Here is a 17,719-nt window from a genome sequence, read left to right on the forward strand (position 1 = left end):
TACGGTTGAGAGCTTCGACTCTCTTGGGAAAGCCGGTGCGTGGAACGCTGAGCAACGCATGTGAACGCTCCCAATTACTCTTCGCTGGTTTGTTGAATAGCCGCAGCCAATGACGCGACAACCTCCTATTCTAAAAGAGTCCATCCGGACACAGTCAAGGAGGATCACTATGCGCATGCTTCTCAACATACGAATACCTCACGAGCCATTCAACGCTTTTGTACGCGATGGCTCCATCGGAGAGTTAATAGAGAAAATCCTCGCAGAGTCGAAACCGGAGGCCGCCTACTTTACCGAGCAGAACGGTACACGCGGAGCAATTCTCATCGTTGACCTTGAGGAGCCGTCGCAGATTCCAAAATTCGCGGAACCATGGTTTCTTACGTTCAATGCCGACTGCGAGTTTCGCGTGGTGATGGTGGCAGATGACCTCAAGAGAGCTGGACTCGAAATGCTTGGCTCGAAGTGGAAATAGGGCGCGGCACGGCGTGCGAGTGACGCGCTGACAGCATGCCGTGCTGCCGCCCACGTTTGAAGCGGTAGAGTTTCGAACAAACCTCAAGATAGTTTGTCTCCAGCTCCAACCTACTCAGATGACCGATTGACCTCGGAGAGCCGCCGTTCCCCACCAGGAAGCGTTAGCGGCGGAGGAGGGTCGACAGGCCAGCCCGGGGAGCGGCATAAACGAACTCCGGCCCTTTTCATACCCTCCATATCAGTTGGATTCCGGAGCCGCAGACAACTCAACTCGATGACACGGAGCGAGCCGGAGCCGGAGCTTTGACAAAATCCGCACGGCTGCGCGCGACCGATCATGGGATCCCGGCGAAGCTTTGCTCCAGAGAGGCGAAGATGGCGGTGGACTTACAACCAGCGCGATTGGGCTCTTCCTGAACATGTAGGTAAGGCATTTTGATGTTGCAGTGCGACGGCATCGTTTCGTACATATCCAAAGAATCAAATATAAGGGTATTTACCTAGTGATCCACCTACTTGCTTTGGCGTTCATCTGGTTAGAATAATTACTCTAATATTTGTTTGTATGTAACTGCATACACCGCAATGCGGCCGAACATGCCCCCGCCGAGGGCCCAACATGTCAAGTGTCAAGCTCAAGGGGGCGGTGGCGAGGCGGCTGTCAGAATCGCGCAATGTTCAAGGTTTAATCTGCTGGATCGCGGGTTAAAAGGTTCGATCCGAGTGGACTGTTTTTCAATCTATTAGTCATACTAATAATGACTTTCAAAGCAGATCTTCTCCAACCAGCAGGCAGCAAATTAACGGCATGCAAAACCGCCGGCGCCGCGTGTTTTAAGCATCAATCCAGGAAAGGCAATGAACGATTTTTTGTCTGAAGAACTGACGCAATTCTATAAATGGAATGTTTCGACCTTCTTTTAATGGAATGTTTCGACCTTCTTTTCGCTGGCTAGCGAATCGTTTGAGGGGACGCGGAAGCTGACCGAACTTAACCTGCAGGCGGCTCTTTCGCGGTCTGGCTGAATGCACGGAGACGCTGCTCAAGCCAGCGATATGGTCAGCGCCCGTGTCTATCCGAAGATGATTGGCAAGGGATCGGCGCCAGCAGTCGAGCGCGCCTGATCATGCGGGACATTTAGAATTTTTAAAGCAGTGCGCGGCATGTTGTAGCGCGCTGACGCACCAGACTTCATTCGCGCAATACCACAAGCCTACAAAAACCCGCGCAGTTCAAACAATGCTGAAACCGTTCCTTCCGCGACCCGGAAGGCGGTAATGCATTGTGGCAAAGCAATGGCGGGTTTTGCGAGACGGCCATTGGGTATTCATGATCCTCGCAGATATTACGATCACGGATGAAAAGGATGACGAAACGAATCGCTGTGGTAACGGGTGGTATGGGCGGCCTTGGAGAGGCGATCAGCACGAAACTGCATGACGCTGGTTATGCGGTTGTAGTAACGCACTCGCCGAACAACGCCGGCGCAGCCGAATGGCTGGCTAACATGGAAACTCAAGGCCGGGGCTTTCGCGCGTACCCGGTTGATGTCGCCGACTACGACTCCAGCCAGCACTGTGCGGCCAGAATCCAGGTTGAAGTTGGCCCGGTTGACATTCTGGTGAATAACGCCGGGATCACGCGGGACATGACGCTCAGGAAGATGGACAAGGTCAACTGGGACTCGGTCATTCGCACCAATCTGGATTCGGTCTTCAACATGACTAAGCCGTTGTGCGAAGACATGGTTGCACGCGGATGGGGGCGCATCATCAACATTTCTTCCGTCAACGGCTCGAAAGGCTCAGTCGGCCAGACTAACTACGCCGCGGCCAAGGCTGGCATCCACGGCTTCACCAAATCGCTGGCGCTGGAAGTGGCGCGCAAGGGGGTGACCGTCAACACAATTTCGCCGGGCTACCTGGCGACAAAGATGGTCACTGCGATTCCTCAGGAAATCCTCGATACAAAGGTGCTGCCGCATATCCCGATGGGGCGTCTCGGCAAGCCCGAGGAAGTAGCGGCGCTTGTTGCTTACCTGTGCTCGGACGATGCCGGCTTCGTGACCGGCTCCAATATCGCGATCAACGGCGGCCAGCACATGCAGTAACGCGACGCGCGCACCGGCTGGTTCGTGCAGGACACCGTACGAACCGGCGTGAACCAATCACGCAACCCCTGTGCTTCCATGAGAGGTATGTGTCATGAGTGAAACCTGGTTAGGTCTGGTCATTGGGGGCTCGGCCCTTAGTATCGCGATGCTCATGGTGATTGGTCACTATCGCCGTGAGCGGACACGGGCAAGAATGCTACGGCATTTGAATCATCATGAGTGGTGGCATCAAACGCGCGGGCGAATGTGATCGCACCGCCCATGCGAAGAACAAGACAAACACATCGGAGAGAGGGCTTGCAGATGACACCGAAAATTGCCGGGCTATTAACGGCCACAGGCCATCAGATCACGGTTCGTACGAGCAGCGGCGGCATGCGGGTCGCCGCCATCTGGCAGGTGCTGATGCCGGTCGCGCGTGACATCGAGTGCGTCCGGATTGTGACTAACAGCGAACGTGGTTTCGAGGACATGACGATATCGTTTTCCGAAACGATCCCCGGGTCGCTGAACGCAGTTCTCAGGCAGTTCGAGAAGATGACGTGGGTGGCCACCGCACAGCTTTGCTAAACATTCCCGGTGCCGTGCGCGTGCGATGGGTCTCGTCGAGTCGTCGGCCGGGACGGGTCGCGCTTCCGGAATTTGCATGGTCGCTGTTCAGTGAGGACACACCCGCGTTTGTTGTTTGATAAAGACAGGCTCAACTAAAGCCTGGCGTGCGGGGCCGGACTTAGTAGGTAACCACAAGAGAGAAGTGGATGAAAACAACGATAAAAAAAGGACCCGGAGACATGGGGAGCCCTTATACACCCCAAAATGCCGAGGATGCGATTTCCCATCTCGAACGGATCCTGTCAGCCGATGGTGCAGACTCATTGTTCAACCGGACCTACTGGCGCGCACGTGTTCAGCAGGTGAGCGCTACACGAGGGCTGACTCCGCAGCAGCGAGCAAGGCTTGCGAGACTGCTTGAGTCCCTGCCTTCCCCGGTTCGGGGCGAAGAGCCATCGTAGATCCGCACCGTCGTGCGCGTCGAATGCCTGTTGGCAAACGTCGCTGGTCGAGCGTGCTATCTGGTTTGCGTCGCGCGGGCGAGGCAAACCAGCATGACGTCACAGCTTCTCGATGGTCCAGCCGCACTGAAAATGGGAATCGGAGCGCGCGACAGGCTACGACGACGCGCCGAATCACCTGGCCAGTGATGAGTATGCCTACACATCACTGGCTAGCTCGGCGGGCATCTCCACTAACGGCGCTTTGCAATGTAAGAGTCCGGCGTCCATTTGGATATGTATCTTGGCTGAAGGCATCGGAATTAAGCCAAAAATCCGCGCTCAGAAACTGATCACCTCTGGCGCACCTGCAAAAAAGTCGATTGGTGCACGATTCGGTCTGCAGAGGGGTCAAAAACCGCAAAGCAGCAAAATCCAATTCCATTACGCGTCCATAAAGCGGCCGCTTCGAACGCTCTAGCTTGGTGCATCCACGGATGAGTTCAATGGGAGTGTGGCGGAGAATGAAATCCACGCCGGGCAACAGACCGCGTTCGACGGTTTCATAAAGCCGAGAGGGCACACATGTCTAAGGTAGCAGTTACATATAAGGGATTCTTTCTAACTCCACTTGCAGCATTTGACGAAGGTTCCTACGCCGCGATGGTCATCGTTGAGCGACCCGACCACTCCGAAAAAGCGTCGGGCGTGCTGGGGCATTTTGCCAATCCGGATGCGGCTTGTCGTTGCGCAGTCGAGTATGGAATGGCCGAGATTGACCGCGTTGTTTGACTTGGCGCGCAGCCCGAGAGCTTCGCGCAAAGTTTGCGTGAGTTGGCGTTCGAGGATCGTTGTGCCGAAATAGTCGAACCGTCCCTCACAGGAGTATCGGTGAGGACATTAGCCGCCGATGCCGCTCTTGTCGGACAGATTGCGGTTGCACTTTGCCAGTCGGACAACAAAATTCGCGCCGTCAGACCGTATGGACCGTTGACTTTCAGCTCGGCCATTGGAGTGCCCGCGCGTCGACGGGCGGGATTCTTGCGTCATAGACCAGTGTCCGGCATCTAAGTCGGCGCCGGGAAGATCTATCGATACATTAATCGTGATAGTTCGTATTATTCAGACAGCGTTTGCAGCGCAAAATCAGCCCATGTCCACTGCGCGTCGGTTTTTCGAGGCCGAGCGCCCTTAATGTCCCGCCGGTCCGACTCCTCAGCCCGAGAAACCGCCCGCATCATCATGCAGCTCGACTGCGCGATTTCACAACTTTCCTATGCTCGATCTGTTCCAAAGAAAACGACATGCATAGCTTGATGAAAGCTTGCCACTCAAAGTCTTGCACGACGAAAATGAGCAACTACGACGTGAGCAACTAGGATGCTTTCTGTCCCGACGCTAATCGATCGGAAAAGATAACAACCGATTCTTAAGGGGATGATCACGATGAAAAAACCTTTGGCTATGAGTCTCTTTGTTGGCATGGCCGGCTTGCTTTGCCTAACGGACAGCGCGTCCGCGCAGCAGGCTGCGTTCACCAATGTACCCGTCGACGTGTTCGCGGGGCCCGCGCCGGATTATCCGGTTGTGTCGCAGCTGCCGCAGGGACTTCAGGTAACGGTATACGGCTGCGTGGCCGGCTATTCCTGGTGCGATGTAGCCGTACCGAACCTGCGTGGCTGGGTTGACGCCTCCACACTCAGCTATCCGTATCAGGGCAACAACGTGCCCATCCTGACTTATGGCGCGGCCATCGGCCTGCCGATCGTCACGTTCTCCGTGGGCGATTACTGGGGCAATTATTACCGCGGGCAACCGTGGTATCACGATCAGGGACGATGGATCAATCATGCGCCGCCTCGTCCGAGCCCGGGGCCGGGTTATGGGCACCCGCCGCCGCAACCGTATGGTGGGCGTCCTCCGGGGCCACCACGTGGCAATGAAGGCTATGCAGGTCGTCCGCCCGGTGCGCCTCAAGGCAACTACGGGCATCCGCCTGGACCCGGGGTGAATCGCGAGCAGCCGAAGCCCGAGCATCGGGGTGGCGAAGATGATCATGGCCATCCGCCGCCACAATAAGCGGCTAGCAAGGCAACAAGCTCAGCCCGGGCCGGGAAAGTCTTTCGGTCAGTAGGCGCCGAAAATCCGGTCGAGCGCGGCCAAGATGGCGTCGCGCTGATCCGCAAGAGAACCAATGCGCCTGCCGAGTGCGTTCAACGGAACGGCACTCATGGCGGGCGTATCGAGGAAGTAGTACTCGCCGTTAATCTCGAAGACCGGAAGCAAGTCGGACGGTTTGCCTGAGAACCCGAGGTCCGGGGTAGGTCGCAGAGGAATCACGATGCGCGTCGGCAATATTCCGACATGCGTGCTCTGCACGTCGAGCAGGTATGGCGCAAGGCGCCGCGTTTCATTGTCGGGGTTACCGTAGAGATCAAAACGCGCCATTAAAACGTCCGGTACTTCGCAAGCGGCAGCCCGTCGCGTTCAACCATGGCCGTGTATGCCGCGACCAACTCGGCATTGTCGTCGGCCCAACGACGCGCCTCGGTTTCCTGGATTTCTTCGCGCACACCACGCTCACTCGCGCGCGAAAGGTTGATCCCGAGCTCCTTTGCCCGATCCAGGACTTCAGGCGGCAGCGTGACATTCGTGGACTTGCGCGCCCGGACTTCGAGTGCCTTACCCATGTGTATATCCCTGTTGGAAAACATGTGCATTGTAGTCCACATGCATGATGATCGCTAACAGGAAATCTTCCTCCGAGCGAGCCGGTGCAAGGCCACGGAGTAGACGCCTTCGCGACAATGGCGGGAGGACGGCCAGAATTGTCCCGAAGTATTCGGCGCTCTTCCACGGCGGCCGGATAGCCATCATTTGTTCAAGCCCCGGGTTCGGGTTTCTGCTGCATCAGAAGAGGGACGAACTGCCGAAATGTCTCGTGGTCCGGCTCGAACAGCAACTGATCGGAGGCGGCGTCAGTAGCAGAAGTTTTTAATTCCATTACTAAAATCGTCTGACTGCCGGGGTGGGCTGACGTGGCCGCACTGAGACGGTTCAGTGGTTTCAATGTCATGAATCAAAACCAAAAACATGCTTTCAGGCACAGCGTCCTGCCGCAGTCGGAGACGACGCAATTCGCGACGCCCGGCATCTGCTCAATTGAGACATTTTTGCAACACTCCAGATCTTAATGCACAGATCGGCATCGCTTTACGCTGAACTTTGTTATGTTTAGATGGAAGCTGTAAACGAAAAGATTCCAATCGCTCAGATGCGGTCGATTGCTGTCTAGGCGCAAGCGATCGGACATAAAGCGACGCGACCGGAGAGATCACTATGTTGCGATGGATAGCGAGCTGGGCGGCACGTTACGCACCGACTGTGGAGCAGCAGGCGCAAAAGGCGTTGCCGGAACTACGTCTCGAGCTCTTTCAAGCCGAGCAACGAATTCTTGACGCACAAGTACACGCGGACTACTACCGCGCGCGATTAGCATTTTGCGAGTCGGTGCTGAAAATCGGCATCGAGCAGGTGAGCGACAAGCGAAAGGAGCCGGAAATGGCAGTTGCGACATTGCGCAGCGGCCCTAAGCTAACAGCAGCGCAATCAGCGTAAGTAATCGGCGTGAGTGTCAGCGCGCTGCCTGAAACTCACCGCAGTTTGTTTTTGAGCGCTGTAGCTGAGCGGGTGAAGTGCAGCATCAATTTCGCGTTGACGTCCGCGTGGAATCCAACGTCTGCGATGGCCTTCTTCATACACGTAAGCCATGCTTCAACTTCAGCGGGACCAATCCGAAGGTGTTCAGGTATGACTCGCATATTTGCATGCCCCATCTTTTCAAGGTAGTACTGAGGATAACAAAATAATCCAGGCAGGAATTTAAATCGGGCCGAATGGACGTGGTTGATGCCGAACTCCTTCAGATGAAGTGCATGAATGGTTGCGCCATCTGGAGCGGTTTCGATGATGTCATAGCCGTTCGAGCGTCTCGTCGCCGCTGATCGTCTGATAAACCGTTACCGCAGATCTGTCACGCAGCCGCCGAAGACGCGTACGTCAGTCGTGAAATTCACGACTGCGCAACCGGCCGCGACGATGTTGTCATAGGTGGCCGATGGCAGGAACGGCATCAGGATCACATTGCCGTCCTCGAAGCGCACGCTATTGGCGCGATGTGCGACGCGTCATGTTTCGATTCCGTGACCACGGCAGTTTCGTGGATCACATAGCCCGTCCGGCCGAGATCCTTTTAAATATGGATACCTTATTAATGTAATAACGTCACTCCAAACGGATGGCGGTGCGATGTTCTTGAGCCCGAGAGCGCACAGGTCGGGCTGCCCCTTGCGAATGCGATGCATCAACTCGATGCCTGAAATCGTGGTCGCGACACCTCAGATGATTGCGACGACCCCAGCCGTTGAAGGTCGCTATCCCGCTAGCTGTGTTAGTTAGTTATGCTAGCGCCCCGAGTCAATCGATTGGTTCAGTGCTAGTCTGAAGATCGGGATTTTCCCCAGTCTTGGGAGAAGGGAGAACATGATGCCATCAGACCCTACCGCAAATCCTGCCGCGCCATCGGCGACCCGAGATAAGCCGGTCCCTGCTTCGACGCCGCAGAACAAACCACCAGTTCCAGACGCCGATAAAGCCGAGCCGGCACCGCATGAGCGCCCGCCGGTCCGGTCAGACGACAACTGACTTTCCTTTTTCTGGTTATCAAACTAAATACTTCATCTCTAGGGCTGCCTTGGCTCTGACTCGTAAGTAGTTTCGATGAGTTGTCGATGATTTTGTCGGGGCGTACCGTGAAGCCGTTGTGCGACTGTGCGGCAGCGGTGAGGACCCCGGCCGATTTCGACATGAACTGCCGGCCCTGTTGCCCGGCACGTTCGTTTTGCCGGAGGCGGCAGCATCATGGCTCACCGCGTCTATTTCGACAGCACCGATGACTTCATCATGTGGCGGCCCATCGATGCGATTAATCCGGTTTCGACACCCCGAGTCCTGGTGGTCGACGACTATCCTGTAGGAGCAGATGCCCTGCAATTGCTATTAGAGCAAAACGGGTTTGAGGCTCGAACAGTCAATGACGCGCGGCTGGCGTGTGCGGTTGCAGAGGAATGGCTGCCCTTCGCTGTGGTAGTAGACGTTGCGATGCCCGGGATGACGGGGCTGGAACTCGCGCGCCGGCTCCGGGCAGGGGCGCTCACTTGCGAAATGCTGCTTGTCGCCTTCACCGCGCGGACTTCGCAGGCGGACCGGACCCGGGCACTCGAAGCCGGCTTCGATGTCCACTGCGCAAAGCCACTCACACCTAGCCGATTACTGACGGTGCTCGCGTCCGTCGTCAGCAGGTGATCGGGCCGTTCAATGCTGTGGTCGATGAGCGTATTTCCGGGTTTGCTGTCAGCCCTTCAAAAGCACCACAGGCCATTGCAGTCGTGGACATTCGAATCTCTCCGACGCTACCGACGAATACACGATGCTTGGTCCAATACCCGGAGGCGGATATATACGCCAGTCTTTCCGTCCGTGATGAAAGAAAGTCAGCGAAAAGAAACCTGCCGTGAGAGGGGCGCGAACACGGACATACCGACAGGCGCCGGGATAGACGTGGCCGAAGTGCGACATGTGAGCCCCACTGTCGGCTTCAAACCACCTGCTAACCTCATGGCGAAGAGGCGATTGATGATCTTTGGACATGTTCTGTCTCGGCAACTGGCGTCGCAGCCACGCGACATTTCGACCTGAGAAAGCACATTAACTTTAGGACACAAACCCATTATTTGCAAAGGTTTATCGAAATCCCCATCGCCAAAGCATCATCGGTGTCGCGATTCATGGCATCCGTTGCACTTCAGCGGATGGACGATGGATGACGTGCGAGCGCGGTCACCTGCATCGTCACATACGGAAACAACGGCAGACCTGAGAGGATGGTATGCAGTTCGTCGTGCGAGTCGACATCGAAGATGCTGTAGTTCGCATACTCACCGACCACGCGATGCAGCTGCTGCCACTTGCCTTGCTGCTGAAGCTCTTGCGAGTACGCTTTCTCGCGAGCCTTTATTTCATCGGCTCGGGCAGCGGGCATGTCGTGGGGCAGATGTACGTCCATTCTTACGAGATAAAGCATAGGTCTCTCAATCAAAAAGTAGGGGTCTCTCAGGTCCACCGGCACAACAATTGGAATGGGTCGATGTTGCTGGTGCCGGGTTGACGGTGCACTCAGATATTTTTGTCGCGACGGTAAAAGGCGAGCTTCTCTTCATCGATATGCAGGCCCAGGCCCGGTCCCTCTGGCATATGAAGGTCGAAGTCCCGGTATTGAGGTCGCGCGGTGACGATGTCGTCTTTCAACAAGAGCGGTCCGAACAGCTCTGTACCCCAGGCAAGTTGTGGAAGAGCCGCGAATCCGTGTGCCGATGCAATCGACCCAATGCTGCCTTCAAGCATCGTGCCGCCATACAGGGACACGCCAGCTGCATCCGCGATGGCGGCTGTCCGCAACATTGCGTAGATGCCACCGGACTTCGCAATCTTCAATGCAAACACGTCCGCGCATGCCCCGCGCACGAGTTCAAGGGCGTCCTCCGGGCCTGTCACGGCTTCGTCCGCCATGATGGGCACGATGAACCGCGCTGCAAGTCTGGCGAGTGCTCCGCGCTGCTCTCGGGGAGTGGGTTGCTCGATGAGGTCAATGCCAGCAGCTTCGAGCGCTTCGATTCCTAGCGCCGCGTCTACCTCATTCCATGCCTGATTCACGTCTACCGTGACCTTGGCGCGCTCGCCAAGCGCGGTTTTGATCTTCGATACGTGCGCTACGTCATCACGAACGCTACGCCGGCCAATCTTCAGTTTGAAAGTATTGTGGCGACGTTCACCGAGAAGCATCTCCGCTTCCTCTATGTCTCGTTGGGTGTCCCCACTGGCGAGCGTCCAAAGGACTGGAAGTGTCTTGCGGACAGCGCCGCCAAGAAGCGTTGAAACCGGGACGCCCAGGCGCTTGCCCTGAGCGTCCAGGAGAGCCGTTTCAATTCCGCACTTGGCAAACCGGTTTCCCCGAGCAACTTTGTTCAGCTTAAGCATTGCGTCGTTGATGTTGGTCGCATCGTGCCCGACAATTGCGGGTGCAAGGTAAGTGTCGATGGTCAGCTTGATGCCTTCGGGGCTCTCTTCGCCGTACGACAGACCGCCGATCGTGGTGGCCTCGCCAATACCTTCAATGCCATCGCTCGAGCGCAGACGGACAATAACCAGGGTTTGTTGTTGCATCGTCGCCATTGCCAGCTGATGCGCGCGAATGGTCGGGAGGTCTACGAGAATCGCTTCGACGTTGGTGATTTGGGCGTTCATACCTGGAGTGGCGGAGTTGATGAGTTGGCGAAGTATTGCGCGCCCAGGAATCGCCTGTCCAACACCATCGACGTCTAGTGTCATACCTTCGAGGTATGACACTTATCACCGACCGCCATCTATACGGGGTGCATACGATATCTTTTCCTCTACATAAAGCCGATAGATAAGTTCAAGCATTTCTCGAATGTCGCGCGACTCGTCGAGCATGCGCATGCTCATGATGATGGGGGAAACCAGGGTGGGATCGTCCAGTTCCTTGTAGCTGACATCGTCTCGCTTAAGGCCGTACACGCTGCTCGGAACGACAGAAATTCCTTCCCCCGCTGCGACGAGACCCAGCGCAATCTGCAACTCCCGTACTTCATATATCCGGCGAGGCTTGAGACCACGGTCTTGAAATGCTGAAAGCACCTGGTCTGCATAACTGGGTCGTGGCGACTTGGGAAAGATGATCAGGGTTTCGTTGATCAGGTCGCTGAGGGCGAGAATGGGTTTGGCGAGTGAGAGTGGATGACCTTCCGGCAGGGCAACAATCATCTTCTCCTCGCGAAGAATCACCCGGCGGATGTTCACGTCCTCATGTCGAATACGGCCGAACCCCACGTCAATCTGACCGTCTTTCAGCGCTCTGATCTGGTCCATCGTGGACATCTCGTGGAGGCTGAGTTCGACTGTGGGGTTCTCGTCGCGAAAGCGCCGGATGATTTTCGGCAGCATGCCGTACAACGTCGAACCCACAAAACCGACGGAGAGGCTGCGCTCGATGTTGCCCACGCGCCTCGTCATTGATTCGAGCTCGGCTGTCTGCGCCAGCAACTGCACGGCATGGGCATAGAAGAACTTACCCGTCTCCGTCAGCTTCAACGGGCGCGAGTCGCGCTGGAATAGCTGAACCTCAAGCGTCTCTTCAAGTTGCTGTATCGAACGGCTTAAGGGCGGTTGCGCCATGTGCAGCCGCTCTGCCGCGCGCGTGAAATTGCGTTCTTCGGCTACGGCGACGAAATAGCGAAGATGCCGCAGTTCCATCTTGATACCTCCCAGATATAGACCAATACTAAATCAGTGTTGGACGGGGCTTTCTAGCGTCCATTATTCTCCACTTACACCTGTTTCAGCGCCAAATTATACCTTCTGAGCATATCCAGGGCAGTGCTGAATCCAGGGTTAACCCCAGCAAAAATAGAGAGTTCAGGAGCAGACATGAGCGTGAAAGTGTTCGATACGAACGAAGTGGAAGACTTGCTGAAGGCCGCTGCCAACCTCGGAAGCCAGGACGGCAATCCTCGCGCCCGGCAGATTGTCCATCGCCTGCTGAGCGATCTGTTCAAGGCTATCGACGACCTTGACATGACGCCCGATGAAATCTGGGCCGGCGTCCACTATTTCAACAAGCTCGGGCAGGACGGCGAAGCGGCGTTGCTTGCCGCTGGCCTCGGTCTGGAGAAGTATCTCGACATTCGCATGGACGCCGCGGACAAGGAGGCCGAGATTGGTGGCACGCCGCGTACCATCGAAGGTCCGCTGTATGTGGCCGGTGCGCCGGTGAGCGATGGCGTGTCCAGAATTGACATCAACCCGGACCCGGACGCAGGCCCGCTGGTCATCCGCGGCACGGTCACTGGCCCGGATGGCAAGCCCGTTGCAGGTGCGGTGGTCGAATGCTGGCACGCGAATTCAAAAGGCTTCTATTCGCACTTTGACCCGACGGGCGCGCAGAGCGAGTTCAATTTGCGCGGTGCGGTCAGGACCGGCGTCGACGGCAAGTACGAATTTCGTACGCTGATGCCAGTGGGCTACGGCTGCCCGCCGCAGGGCGCGACCCAGCAACTGTTGAACGTGCTCGCGCGCCATGGCAACCGTCCGGCGCATGTGCACTTCTTTGTCACCAGCGATAAACACCGCAAGTTGACGACGCAAATCAATATTGAGGGCGACCCGTTGATTTGGGACGACTTCGCCTACGCCACGCGCGAGGATTTGATTCCGCACGTGCTCGAGAAGACCGGCGGCACTGCGCTGGGCATGAAGGCCGATACGTACAAGGACATCGAGTTCAACATCGAGTTGACCCCGCTGGTTCAGGGCAAGGATAACCAGGTTGTTCATCGCCTGCGTGCGTCAGCTACGGCCTGACCGCTAAAAGCGGCTGCTACATCGCACCACTGCAGCCGCTCAATTCTCCGCAAGAATCTTTCGACACCAATACGCGTGCTCCATAGCTTTGGGCACGCGTAGGGAGAGCACTCATGTCTGCAATTATCGACAAACCTTCACAGCTGGATGAACTGCTGCAAACCGCTGTTCAGGATGATAAGCAGAGCGGTGTATTTCGCTGCCGACGCGATATCTTCACCAACGCCGATTTGTTCGAACTCGAGATGAAACACATCTTCGAGAGCAACTGGGTGTACCTGGCGCACGAAAGCCAGATCCCCAACAACAACGATTACTACACTACCTGGATCGGCCGCCAGCCTGTAGTGGTGACTCGCGACAAAAGCGGTGAACTGCACGCCGTTATTAACGCCTGTGCGCACAAGGGCGCGATGCTGTGCCGGAAGAAGCATGGCAACAAGGGCACCTTCACGTGCCCGTTCCACGGTTGGAGTTTCGCCAACACCGGCAAGCTGCTGAAAGTAAAGGATGCGAAGACCACGGAATATCCGGTGCAATTCAACACCAACGGCTCGCATGACCTGAAGAAAGTCGCGCGCTTTCAGAGCTATCGTGGTTTCCTTTTCGGCAGCCTTAACGCAGACGTACTGCCCCTGGAAGACTTCCTCGGTGAGACCAAGGTCATCATCGACCAGATTGTCGACCAGGCCCCAAACGGACTGGAAGTGCTGCGCGGCAACTCCTCGTACATCTACGACGGCAACTGGAAGATGCAGATGGAAAATGGTTGCGACGGCTACCACGTCAGCACCGTGCACTGGAACTACGCCGCAACGATGGACCGGCGGAAGGTTGATGGCACCAAGGCGGTCGATGCGAACAGCTGGAGCAAATCGGTAGCCGGCGTGTACGGATTCGACCACGGCCACATTCTGTTGTGGACCAAGACAATGAATCCGGAAGTGCGACCGGTCTATCAATATCGCGAAGAAATCAAGGCACGCGTGGGCGAAGTCCAGGCGGATTTTATAGTCAACCAGACTCGCAACCTGTGCCTGTATCCGAACGTGTTCCTGATGGACCAGTTCAGCACCCAGATTCGCGTGGTACGTCCCTTAAGCGTGGACCGGTCCGAAGTCAGCATTTTCTGCTTTGCTCCAAAAGGGGAGAGCGCAGCCGACCGGGCTACCCGCATCCGCCAATACGAAGATTTCTTCAACGTATCGGGAATGGGAACCGCAGACGATCTGGAAGAGTTCCGCGCTTGCCAGGCCGGCTATGCCGGCACCACCGCGTTGTGGAACGACCTTTCGCGCGGCGCGCCGTTGTGGGTCGATGGCCCGGACGAGAATGCGAAGAGCATGGGTATCAAGCCGGTTATTTCGGGCGAGCGCAGCGAAGACGAGGGTCTGTTTGTGTGCCAGCACGAGTACTGGGTTCACGTGATGCGCGACGCTTTGAAGAAGGAACAAGAGGAGGCGCTGGCATGAGCTTCGACTACCAGAAAATCTGCGCCGTGCTGTATCGCGAAGCGCGCCTGCTCGATGACCGCCAATGGGACGACTGGCTTGCCTGCTATGCCGAGGACGTCACGTACTGGATGCCTGCGTGGGATGACGACGACCAACTTACCGACGACCACGAGAGCCAGATTTCGTTGATGTACTACCCGGACCGTGGCGGCCTGGAAGACCGTGTGTTTCGCATCAAGACCGAACGCAGTGGCGCCTCGATGCCTGAACCGCGCACCAGTCACAACGTCACCAATGTGGAAGTGCTGGCTGAGCGCGATAACGAAGTGGACGTGCGCTACAACTTCAACACGCTCAGCCACCGTTACAAAACCACTGCCCAGTTTTTCGGCACGATGTTCGTCACTCTGCGCAAGGTCAACGATGAACTGTTGATTTCCTACAAGCGCATTGTGTTGAAGGACGACTACATCCGCCAGGTGCTCGACGTTTATCACGTTTAATGTCGAGCGTCGTCGGAAATTAGAAGTACAGGAGGCAAGATGTCCAGCTACAACATTGCACTGAATTTTGAAGACGGTGTGACCCGCTTCGTTACATGCAAGGCGGGCGAAAAGGTGCTTGATGCTGCCTTTCGCGCAAAGATCAACCTGCCGATGGATTGCTCCGATGGCGTGTGCGGTACTTGCAAATGCCGCGCCGAGATCGGCAGCTATGATCTTGGCGACGATTACATTGATGACGCGCTGAGCGAGGATGAGAAGGACAGCGGCCTCGTACTCACTTGCCAGATGGTGCCGGAAAGCGATTGTGTGATTGCAGTGCCGGCATCGTCCACTGCGTGCAAGACTGAACAGAGCCGGTTCACCGCGACGGTATCGAAGGTTGAGCCGCACAACGACGCGGCCATTTTGCTCGAACTGGACGTGGATACGACCGCGCCGGTATTCCTGCCGGGCCAGTATGTCAATATTGACGTTCCCGGAAGCGGTCAGCATCGTTCGTATTCCTTCTCATCGGCACCGGGTCAATCGAAAGTCAGCTTCTTGATTAAGAAGATTCCCGGTGGCGTGATGAGCACCTGGCTCGAATCCGCACAGGCAGGCAACAAAGTGGAGCTGACTGGACCGCTTGGCAGTTTCTATCTGCGCGCGGTGGAGCGGCCGTTGCTGTTTCTCGCTGGCGGCACAGGCCTGGCGCCGTTCCTGTCGATGCTGGAAGTGCTGGCGCGCACGAATTCGCAGCATAAAATTCATCTGATCTACGGCGTAACGCGAGACCTCGACCTGGTACAGGTTGATGCAATCGAGGCGTACGTGGCAAAGCTGCCGAATTTCACCTACACCACGGTCGTGGCCGACACGGAGTCGACCCATCCCGCCAAGGGTTGGGTGACGCAGCACATGCCGGCGGAGGCTGTGAATGATGGTGACGTGGACGTATACCTGTGCGGGCCGCCGCCGATGGTCGATGCAGTGCGTAAGTATTTCGACGATAACGGCGTGAAGCCCAACAGCTTCCACTACGAGAAGTTCACACCCAACGCAGCACCGAGGATCGCATGAGCACGCAACGATTTGCTGGCAAGGTCATGGTCGTCACCGGCGCGGCACAGGGCATTGGTCGCAGCGTAGCGCTTCGCGCGGCCGCCGAAGGCGCCAAGGTGCTGTTCGTCGACCGCGCCGACTTCGTCTCCGAAGTTGCCGCCGAAGCGAGCGGTGCGGACACGGCAGGGTTCGTCGCCGACCTCGAGACGTACGACGGCGCTGCGTCGGCGCTGGCGTTTGCCGCGCGCAAGTTTGGCGGCATCGACATCCTGGTCAACGGTGTCGGTGGCGCGATTCGGATGCGTCCGTTCGCCGAGTTCGAGCCCGCACAGATTGACGCGGAAATTCGCCGCTCTCTGATGCCCACGCTGTACGCCTGTCATGCTGTGTTGCCGCACCTGCTCAAGCGTGGCGGCGGCACCATCGTCAACGTCTCCTCGAATGCGACGCGCGGTATCCGTCGCGTCCCGTATTCGGCAGCCAAGGGCGGTGTCAATGCGATGACGCAGTCACTGGCGATGGAGTACGCCGAGCACAACATCCGCGTGGTCGCCACCGCTCCGGGCGGAACCGACGCACCTCCCCGCCGCGTCCCTCGTAATACCGCCGGCGACAGCGAGCAGGAAAAAGTATGGATGGGCGATGCGGTGAAGCAGGTCATTGAATCAACCTTTTTAAAACGCTACGGCAGCATCGACGAACAGGCCGCCCCGATTCTGTTCCTCGCTTCGGACGAAGCAAGCTATATCACCGGCACGGTGTTGCCAGTGGCCGGTGGTGACACGGGCTGACCCATGAAGGCGTTGAGCTTACAGAGCGACGTTGCAGAAGCATTGTTCAAAAGGCGTAGGTCCATACATGTCGCAACAAGGCGTTCTGGTAACCCACCTGCGCTTCAAAACACGCCAGGAATAAACCGATACCGCACGCGCGCAATGTACTCCCGATACCTCGCGTCTTTAACCAGCAAGCGTTCCTCTCGCACGACACGAAACATCTGCAACGCCCAAAGAAGCAAAAGCACGACGAGATTGCGCACGCCGAAGTTGGACAAGAGAAAACCGGCCTGATTGACGAAATATCCAAAGTACATTGGATGCCGAAGAAAACGGTAGGGCCCGTTCTCGACCACGCCACGATTCGCGGGGAGTATTCCGAACGATCGCCGCAACGAAAGCTTCGCACTGACCTGGATCACCAGCCCCGCGATCTGCAGACCTGCCGCAACCGCTTCCGGGAGCAGGTGAATTCCGGGCTCTATACGGAACGCGAGGAAGTAGAAGCCCGCACAGAGGGAAATCACTACCGTGACAGGGTTCCAGTCACGCTCACGTGGCACGCGCGTGCAGAGAGCAAGCCCGAGCGCGAGCAATTCGGAGATGACAAGCAGTAGCAAGGTAATCCGCGAAGGATCCTTGTGAAACTGATAGAGAGCCGACGAGACGAACGTCGAGTACATCAGGACTGCAAGTAGTCGCATGACGATCTCGCCCATCAGCTGATCGCGCGTCAAGGGAGCAGCCAAGGGAGCAGTCTTGCGGACTGGCGGCTCGGTAAGGCTGCCGGAGACAACGGCTTGGCCCGCAGGCGATGGAATTTTCGATTTCATAGTCAGTTCCGGTCGGGACACAGATCGA

At 56.8% G+C, this 17,719-nt stretch carries 20 protein-coding genes; 12 read left to right on the top strand and 8 right to left on the bottom strand.

The features are described from left to right. The first annotated feature begins 169 nt into the window (after positions 1-169). The 5 genes from SBC1_RS37245 to SBC1_RS37270 all read left to right on the top strand — a co-directional run bounded on the left by SBC1_RS37245 (position 170) and on the right by SBC1_RS37270 (position 5,662). Positions 170-475 carry a panthothenate synthetase gene (locus SBC1_RS37245; RefSeq protein ID WP_165106864.1) on the top strand — a complete coding sequence of 102 codons (306 nt, stop codon included), beginning with the start codon at positions 170-172 and terminating at the stop codon, positions 473-475. 1,369 nt (positions 476-1,844) lie between these two features. Next, the gene (phbB, locus tag SBC1_RS37250) at positions 1,845-2,588 is read left to right on the top strand and encodes an acetoacetyl-CoA reductase (RefSeq protein WP_165106875.1); all 744 of its coding nucleotides are present in this window, start codon (positions 1,845-1,847) and stop codon (positions 2,586-2,588) included. 306 nt (positions 2,589-2,894) lie between these two features. Beyond that, on the top strand, positions 2,895-3,161 hold the full coding sequence (locus tag SBC1_RS37255; RefSeq protein ID WP_165106877.1) for a hypothetical protein: 267 nt from the start codon (positions 2,895-2,897) through the stop codon (positions 3,159-3,161). A gap of 1,007 nt (positions 3,162-4,168) precedes the next feature. After that, complete coding sequence (locus SBC1_RS37265; RefSeq protein ID WP_165106882.1) at positions 4,169-4,375, top strand: hypothetical protein; 207 nt, start codon at positions 4,169-4,171, stop codon at positions 4,373-4,375. Positions 4,376-5,029: 654 nt separating this feature from the next. Then, positions 5,030-5,662, top strand: a complete 633-nt coding sequence (locus SBC1_RS37270) for an SH3 domain-containing protein (protein WP_165106884.1) — start codon at positions 5,030-5,032, stop codon at positions 5,660-5,662. A 48-nt stretch (positions 5,663-5,710) separates the two neighbouring features. Here the strand turns inward: SBC1_RS37270 and SBC1_RS37275 are convergent, their stop codons facing one another. Then, complete coding sequence (locus SBC1_RS37275; RefSeq protein ID WP_165106887.1) at positions 5,711-6,031, bottom strand: CcdB family protein; 321 nt, start codon at positions 6,029-6,031, stop codon at positions 5,711-5,713. Continuing rightward, on the bottom strand, positions 6,031-6,273 hold the full coding sequence (locus SBC1_RS37280) for a type II toxin-antitoxin system CcdA family antitoxin (protein ID WP_241202532.1): 243 nt from the start codon (positions 6,271-6,273) through the stop codon (positions 6,031-6,033). Before SBC1_RS37280 ends, SBC1_RS37275 begins: the two co-directional genes overlap by 1 nt. Positions 6,274-6,967: 694 nt before the next feature. Between SBC1_RS37280 and SBC1_RS37285 the strand changes: the two genes are divergently transcribed. After that, complete coding sequence (locus SBC1_RS37285; RefSeq protein WP_241202533.1) at positions 6,968-7,201, top strand: hypothetical protein; 234 nt, start codon at positions 6,968-6,970, stop codon at positions 7,199-7,201. Between the two features lie 35 nt (positions 7,202-7,236). Here the strand turns inward: SBC1_RS37285 and SBC1_RS37290 are convergent, their stop codons facing one another. Further along, positions 7,237-7,596 (bottom strand): hypothetical protein, encoded by a 360-nt coding sequence (locus tag SBC1_RS37290; protein ID WP_370469757.1) that lies wholly within the window; start codon positions 7,594-7,596, stop codon positions 7,237-7,239. 6 nt (positions 7,597-7,602) lie between these two features. Beyond that, positions 7,603-7,746 (bottom strand): DUF447 domain-containing protein, encoded by a 144-nt coding sequence (locus SBC1_RS37295; RefSeq protein ID WP_370469756.1) that lies wholly within the window; start codon positions 7,744-7,746, stop codon positions 7,603-7,605. 757 nt (positions 7,747-8,503) lie between these two features. Between SBC1_RS37295 and SBC1_RS37300 the strand changes: the two genes are divergently transcribed. Next, positions 8,504-8,947 (top strand): response regulator, encoded by a 444-nt coding sequence (locus SBC1_RS37300; protein ID WP_165106896.1) that lies wholly within the window; start codon positions 8,504-8,506, stop codon positions 8,945-8,947. Between the two features lie 499 nt (positions 8,948-9,446). Here SBC1_RS37300 and catC read toward each other — a convergent pair whose 3' ends face one another. From catC to SBC1_RS37315, 3 genes are all read right to left on the bottom strand, one after another. Next, a complete protein-coding gene (gene catC / locus SBC1_RS37305) occupies positions 9,447-9,725 on the bottom strand; it encodes a muconolactone Delta-isomerase (protein ID WP_165106898.1) in 279 nt (92 codons plus the stop codon). 92 nt (positions 9,726-9,817) lie between these two features. Then, entirely contained in the window at positions 9,818-10,945 is a 1,128-nt protein-coding gene (locus SBC1_RS37310; protein ID WP_165106901.1) for a muconate/chloromuconate family cycloisomerase, read from the bottom strand. Between the two features lie 105 nt (positions 10,946-11,050). After that, the gene (locus SBC1_RS37315) at positions 11,051-11,974 is read right to left on the bottom strand and encodes a LysR family transcriptional regulator (RefSeq protein WP_165106903.1); all 924 of its coding nucleotides are present in this window, start codon (positions 11,972-11,974) and stop codon (positions 11,051-11,053) included. 174 nt (positions 11,975-12,148) lie between these two features. On the opposite strand from SBC1_RS37315, the gene catA reads away from it, so the two are divergent. From catA to benD, 5 genes are all read left to right on the top strand, one after another. Next, the gene (catA, locus tag SBC1_RS37320; RefSeq protein ID WP_165106906.1) at positions 12,149-13,081 is read left to right on the top strand and encodes a catechol 1,2-dioxygenase; all 933 of its coding nucleotides are present in this window, start codon (positions 12,149-12,151) and stop codon (positions 13,079-13,081) included. A 113-nt stretch (positions 13,082-13,194) separates the two neighbouring features. Beyond that, positions 13,195-14,553, top strand: a complete 1,359-nt coding sequence (locus SBC1_RS37325; RefSeq protein ID WP_165106908.1) for a Rieske 2Fe-2S domain-containing protein — start codon at positions 13,195-13,197, stop codon at positions 14,551-14,553. Continuing rightward, on the top strand, positions 14,550-15,038 hold the full coding sequence (benB, locus tag SBC1_RS37330) for a benzoate 1,2-dioxygenase small subunit (RefSeq protein ID WP_165106911.1): 489 nt from the start codon (positions 14,550-14,552) through the stop codon (positions 15,036-15,038). The genes SBC1_RS37325 and benB overlap by 4 nt, the downstream gene beginning before the upstream one ends. A 39-nt stretch (positions 15,039-15,077) precedes the next feature. Next, positions 15,078-16,100, top strand: a complete 1,023-nt coding sequence (benC, locus tag SBC1_RS37335; protein ID WP_165106913.1) for a benzoate 1,2-dioxygenase electron transfer component BenC — start codon at positions 15,078-15,080, stop codon at positions 16,098-16,100. Continuing rightward, positions 16,097-16,873, top strand: coding sequence for a benzoate diol dehydrogenase BenD (gene benD / locus SBC1_RS37340; RefSeq protein WP_165106916.1), 777 nt, complete (start codon positions 16,097-16,099; stop codon positions 16,871-16,873). The genes benC and benD overlap by 4 nt, the downstream gene beginning before the upstream one ends. Before the next feature lie 104 nt (positions 16,874-16,977). Here benD and SBC1_RS37345 read toward each other — a convergent pair whose 3' ends face one another. Continuing rightward, positions 16,978-17,691 carry an isoprenylcysteine carboxylmethyltransferase family protein gene (locus tag SBC1_RS37345; RefSeq protein ID WP_165106918.1) on the bottom strand — a complete coding sequence of 238 codons (714 nt, stop codon included), beginning with the start codon at positions 17,689-17,691 and terminating at the stop codon, positions 16,978-16,980. Positions 17,692-17,719: the final 28 nt, after the last annotated feature.

Source organism: Caballeronia sp. SBC1, assembly GCF_011493005.1.
GTDB lineage: Bacteria > Pseudomonadota > Gammaproteobacteria > Burkholderiales > Burkholderiaceae > Caballeronia.

Excerpts from the sequence above, each read along its gene's own strand:
- SBC1_RS37245 (WP_165106864.1), top strand. The coding sequence starts at position 170 with ATGCGCATGCTTCTCAACATACGAATACCTCACGAGCCATTCAACGCT.
- phbB (WP_165106875.1), top strand. The coding sequence starts at position 1,845 with ATGACGAAACGAATCGCTGTGGTAACGGGTGGTATGGGCGGCCTTGGA.
- SBC1_RS37255 (WP_165106877.1), top strand. The coding sequence starts at position 2,895 with ATGACACCGAAAATTGCCGGGCTATTAACGGCCACAGGCCATCAGATC.
- SBC1_RS37265 (WP_165106882.1), top strand. The coding sequence starts at position 4,169 with ATGTCTAAGGTAGCAGTTACATATAAGGGATTCTTTCTAACTCCACTT.
- SBC1_RS37270 (WP_165106884.1), top strand. The coding sequence starts at position 5,030 with ATGAAAAAACCTTTGGCTATGAGTCTCTTTGTTGGCATGGCCGGCTTG.
- SBC1_RS37275 (WP_165106887.1), bottom strand. The coding sequence starts at position 6,031 with ATGGCGCGTTTTGATCTCTACGGTAACCCCGACAATGAAACGCGGCGC.
- SBC1_RS37280 (WP_241202532.1), bottom strand. The coding sequence starts at position 6,273 with ATGGGTAAGGCACTCGAAGTCCGGGCGCGCAAGTCCACGAATGTCACG.
- SBC1_RS37300 (WP_165106896.1), top strand. The coding sequence starts at position 8,504 with ATGGCTCACCGCGTCTATTTCGACAGCACCGATGACTTCATCATGTGG.
- catC (WP_165106898.1), bottom strand. The coding sequence starts at position 9,725 with ATGCTTTATCTCGTAAGAATGGACGTACATCTGCCCCACGACATGCCC.
- SBC1_RS37310 (WP_165106901.1), bottom strand. The coding sequence starts at position 10,945 with ATGAACGCCCAAATCACCAACGTCGAAGCGATTCTCGTAGACCTCCCG.
- SBC1_RS37315 (WP_165106903.1), bottom strand. The coding sequence starts at position 11,974 with ATGGAACTGCGGCATCTTCGCTATTTCGTCGCCGTAGCCGAAGAACGC.
- catA (WP_165106906.1), top strand. The coding sequence starts at position 12,149 with ATGAGCGTGAAAGTGTTCGATACGAACGAAGTGGAAGACTTGCTGAAG.
- SBC1_RS37325 (WP_165106908.1), top strand. The coding sequence starts at position 13,195 with ATGTCTGCAATTATCGACAAACCTTCACAGCTGGATGAACTGCTGCAA.
- benB (WP_165106911.1), top strand. The coding sequence starts at position 14,550 with ATGAGCTTCGACTACCAGAAAATCTGCGCCGTGCTGTATCGCGAAGCG.
- benC (WP_165106913.1), top strand. The coding sequence starts at position 15,078 with ATGTCCAGCTACAACATTGCACTGAATTTTGAAGACGGTGTGACCCGC.
- benD (WP_165106916.1), top strand. The coding sequence starts at position 16,097 with ATGAGCACGCAACGATTTGCTGGCAAGGTCATGGTCGTCACCGGCGCG.
- SBC1_RS37345 (WP_165106918.1), bottom strand. The coding sequence starts at position 17,691 with ATGAAATCGAAAATTCCATCGCCTGCGGGCCAAGCCGTTGTCTCCGGC.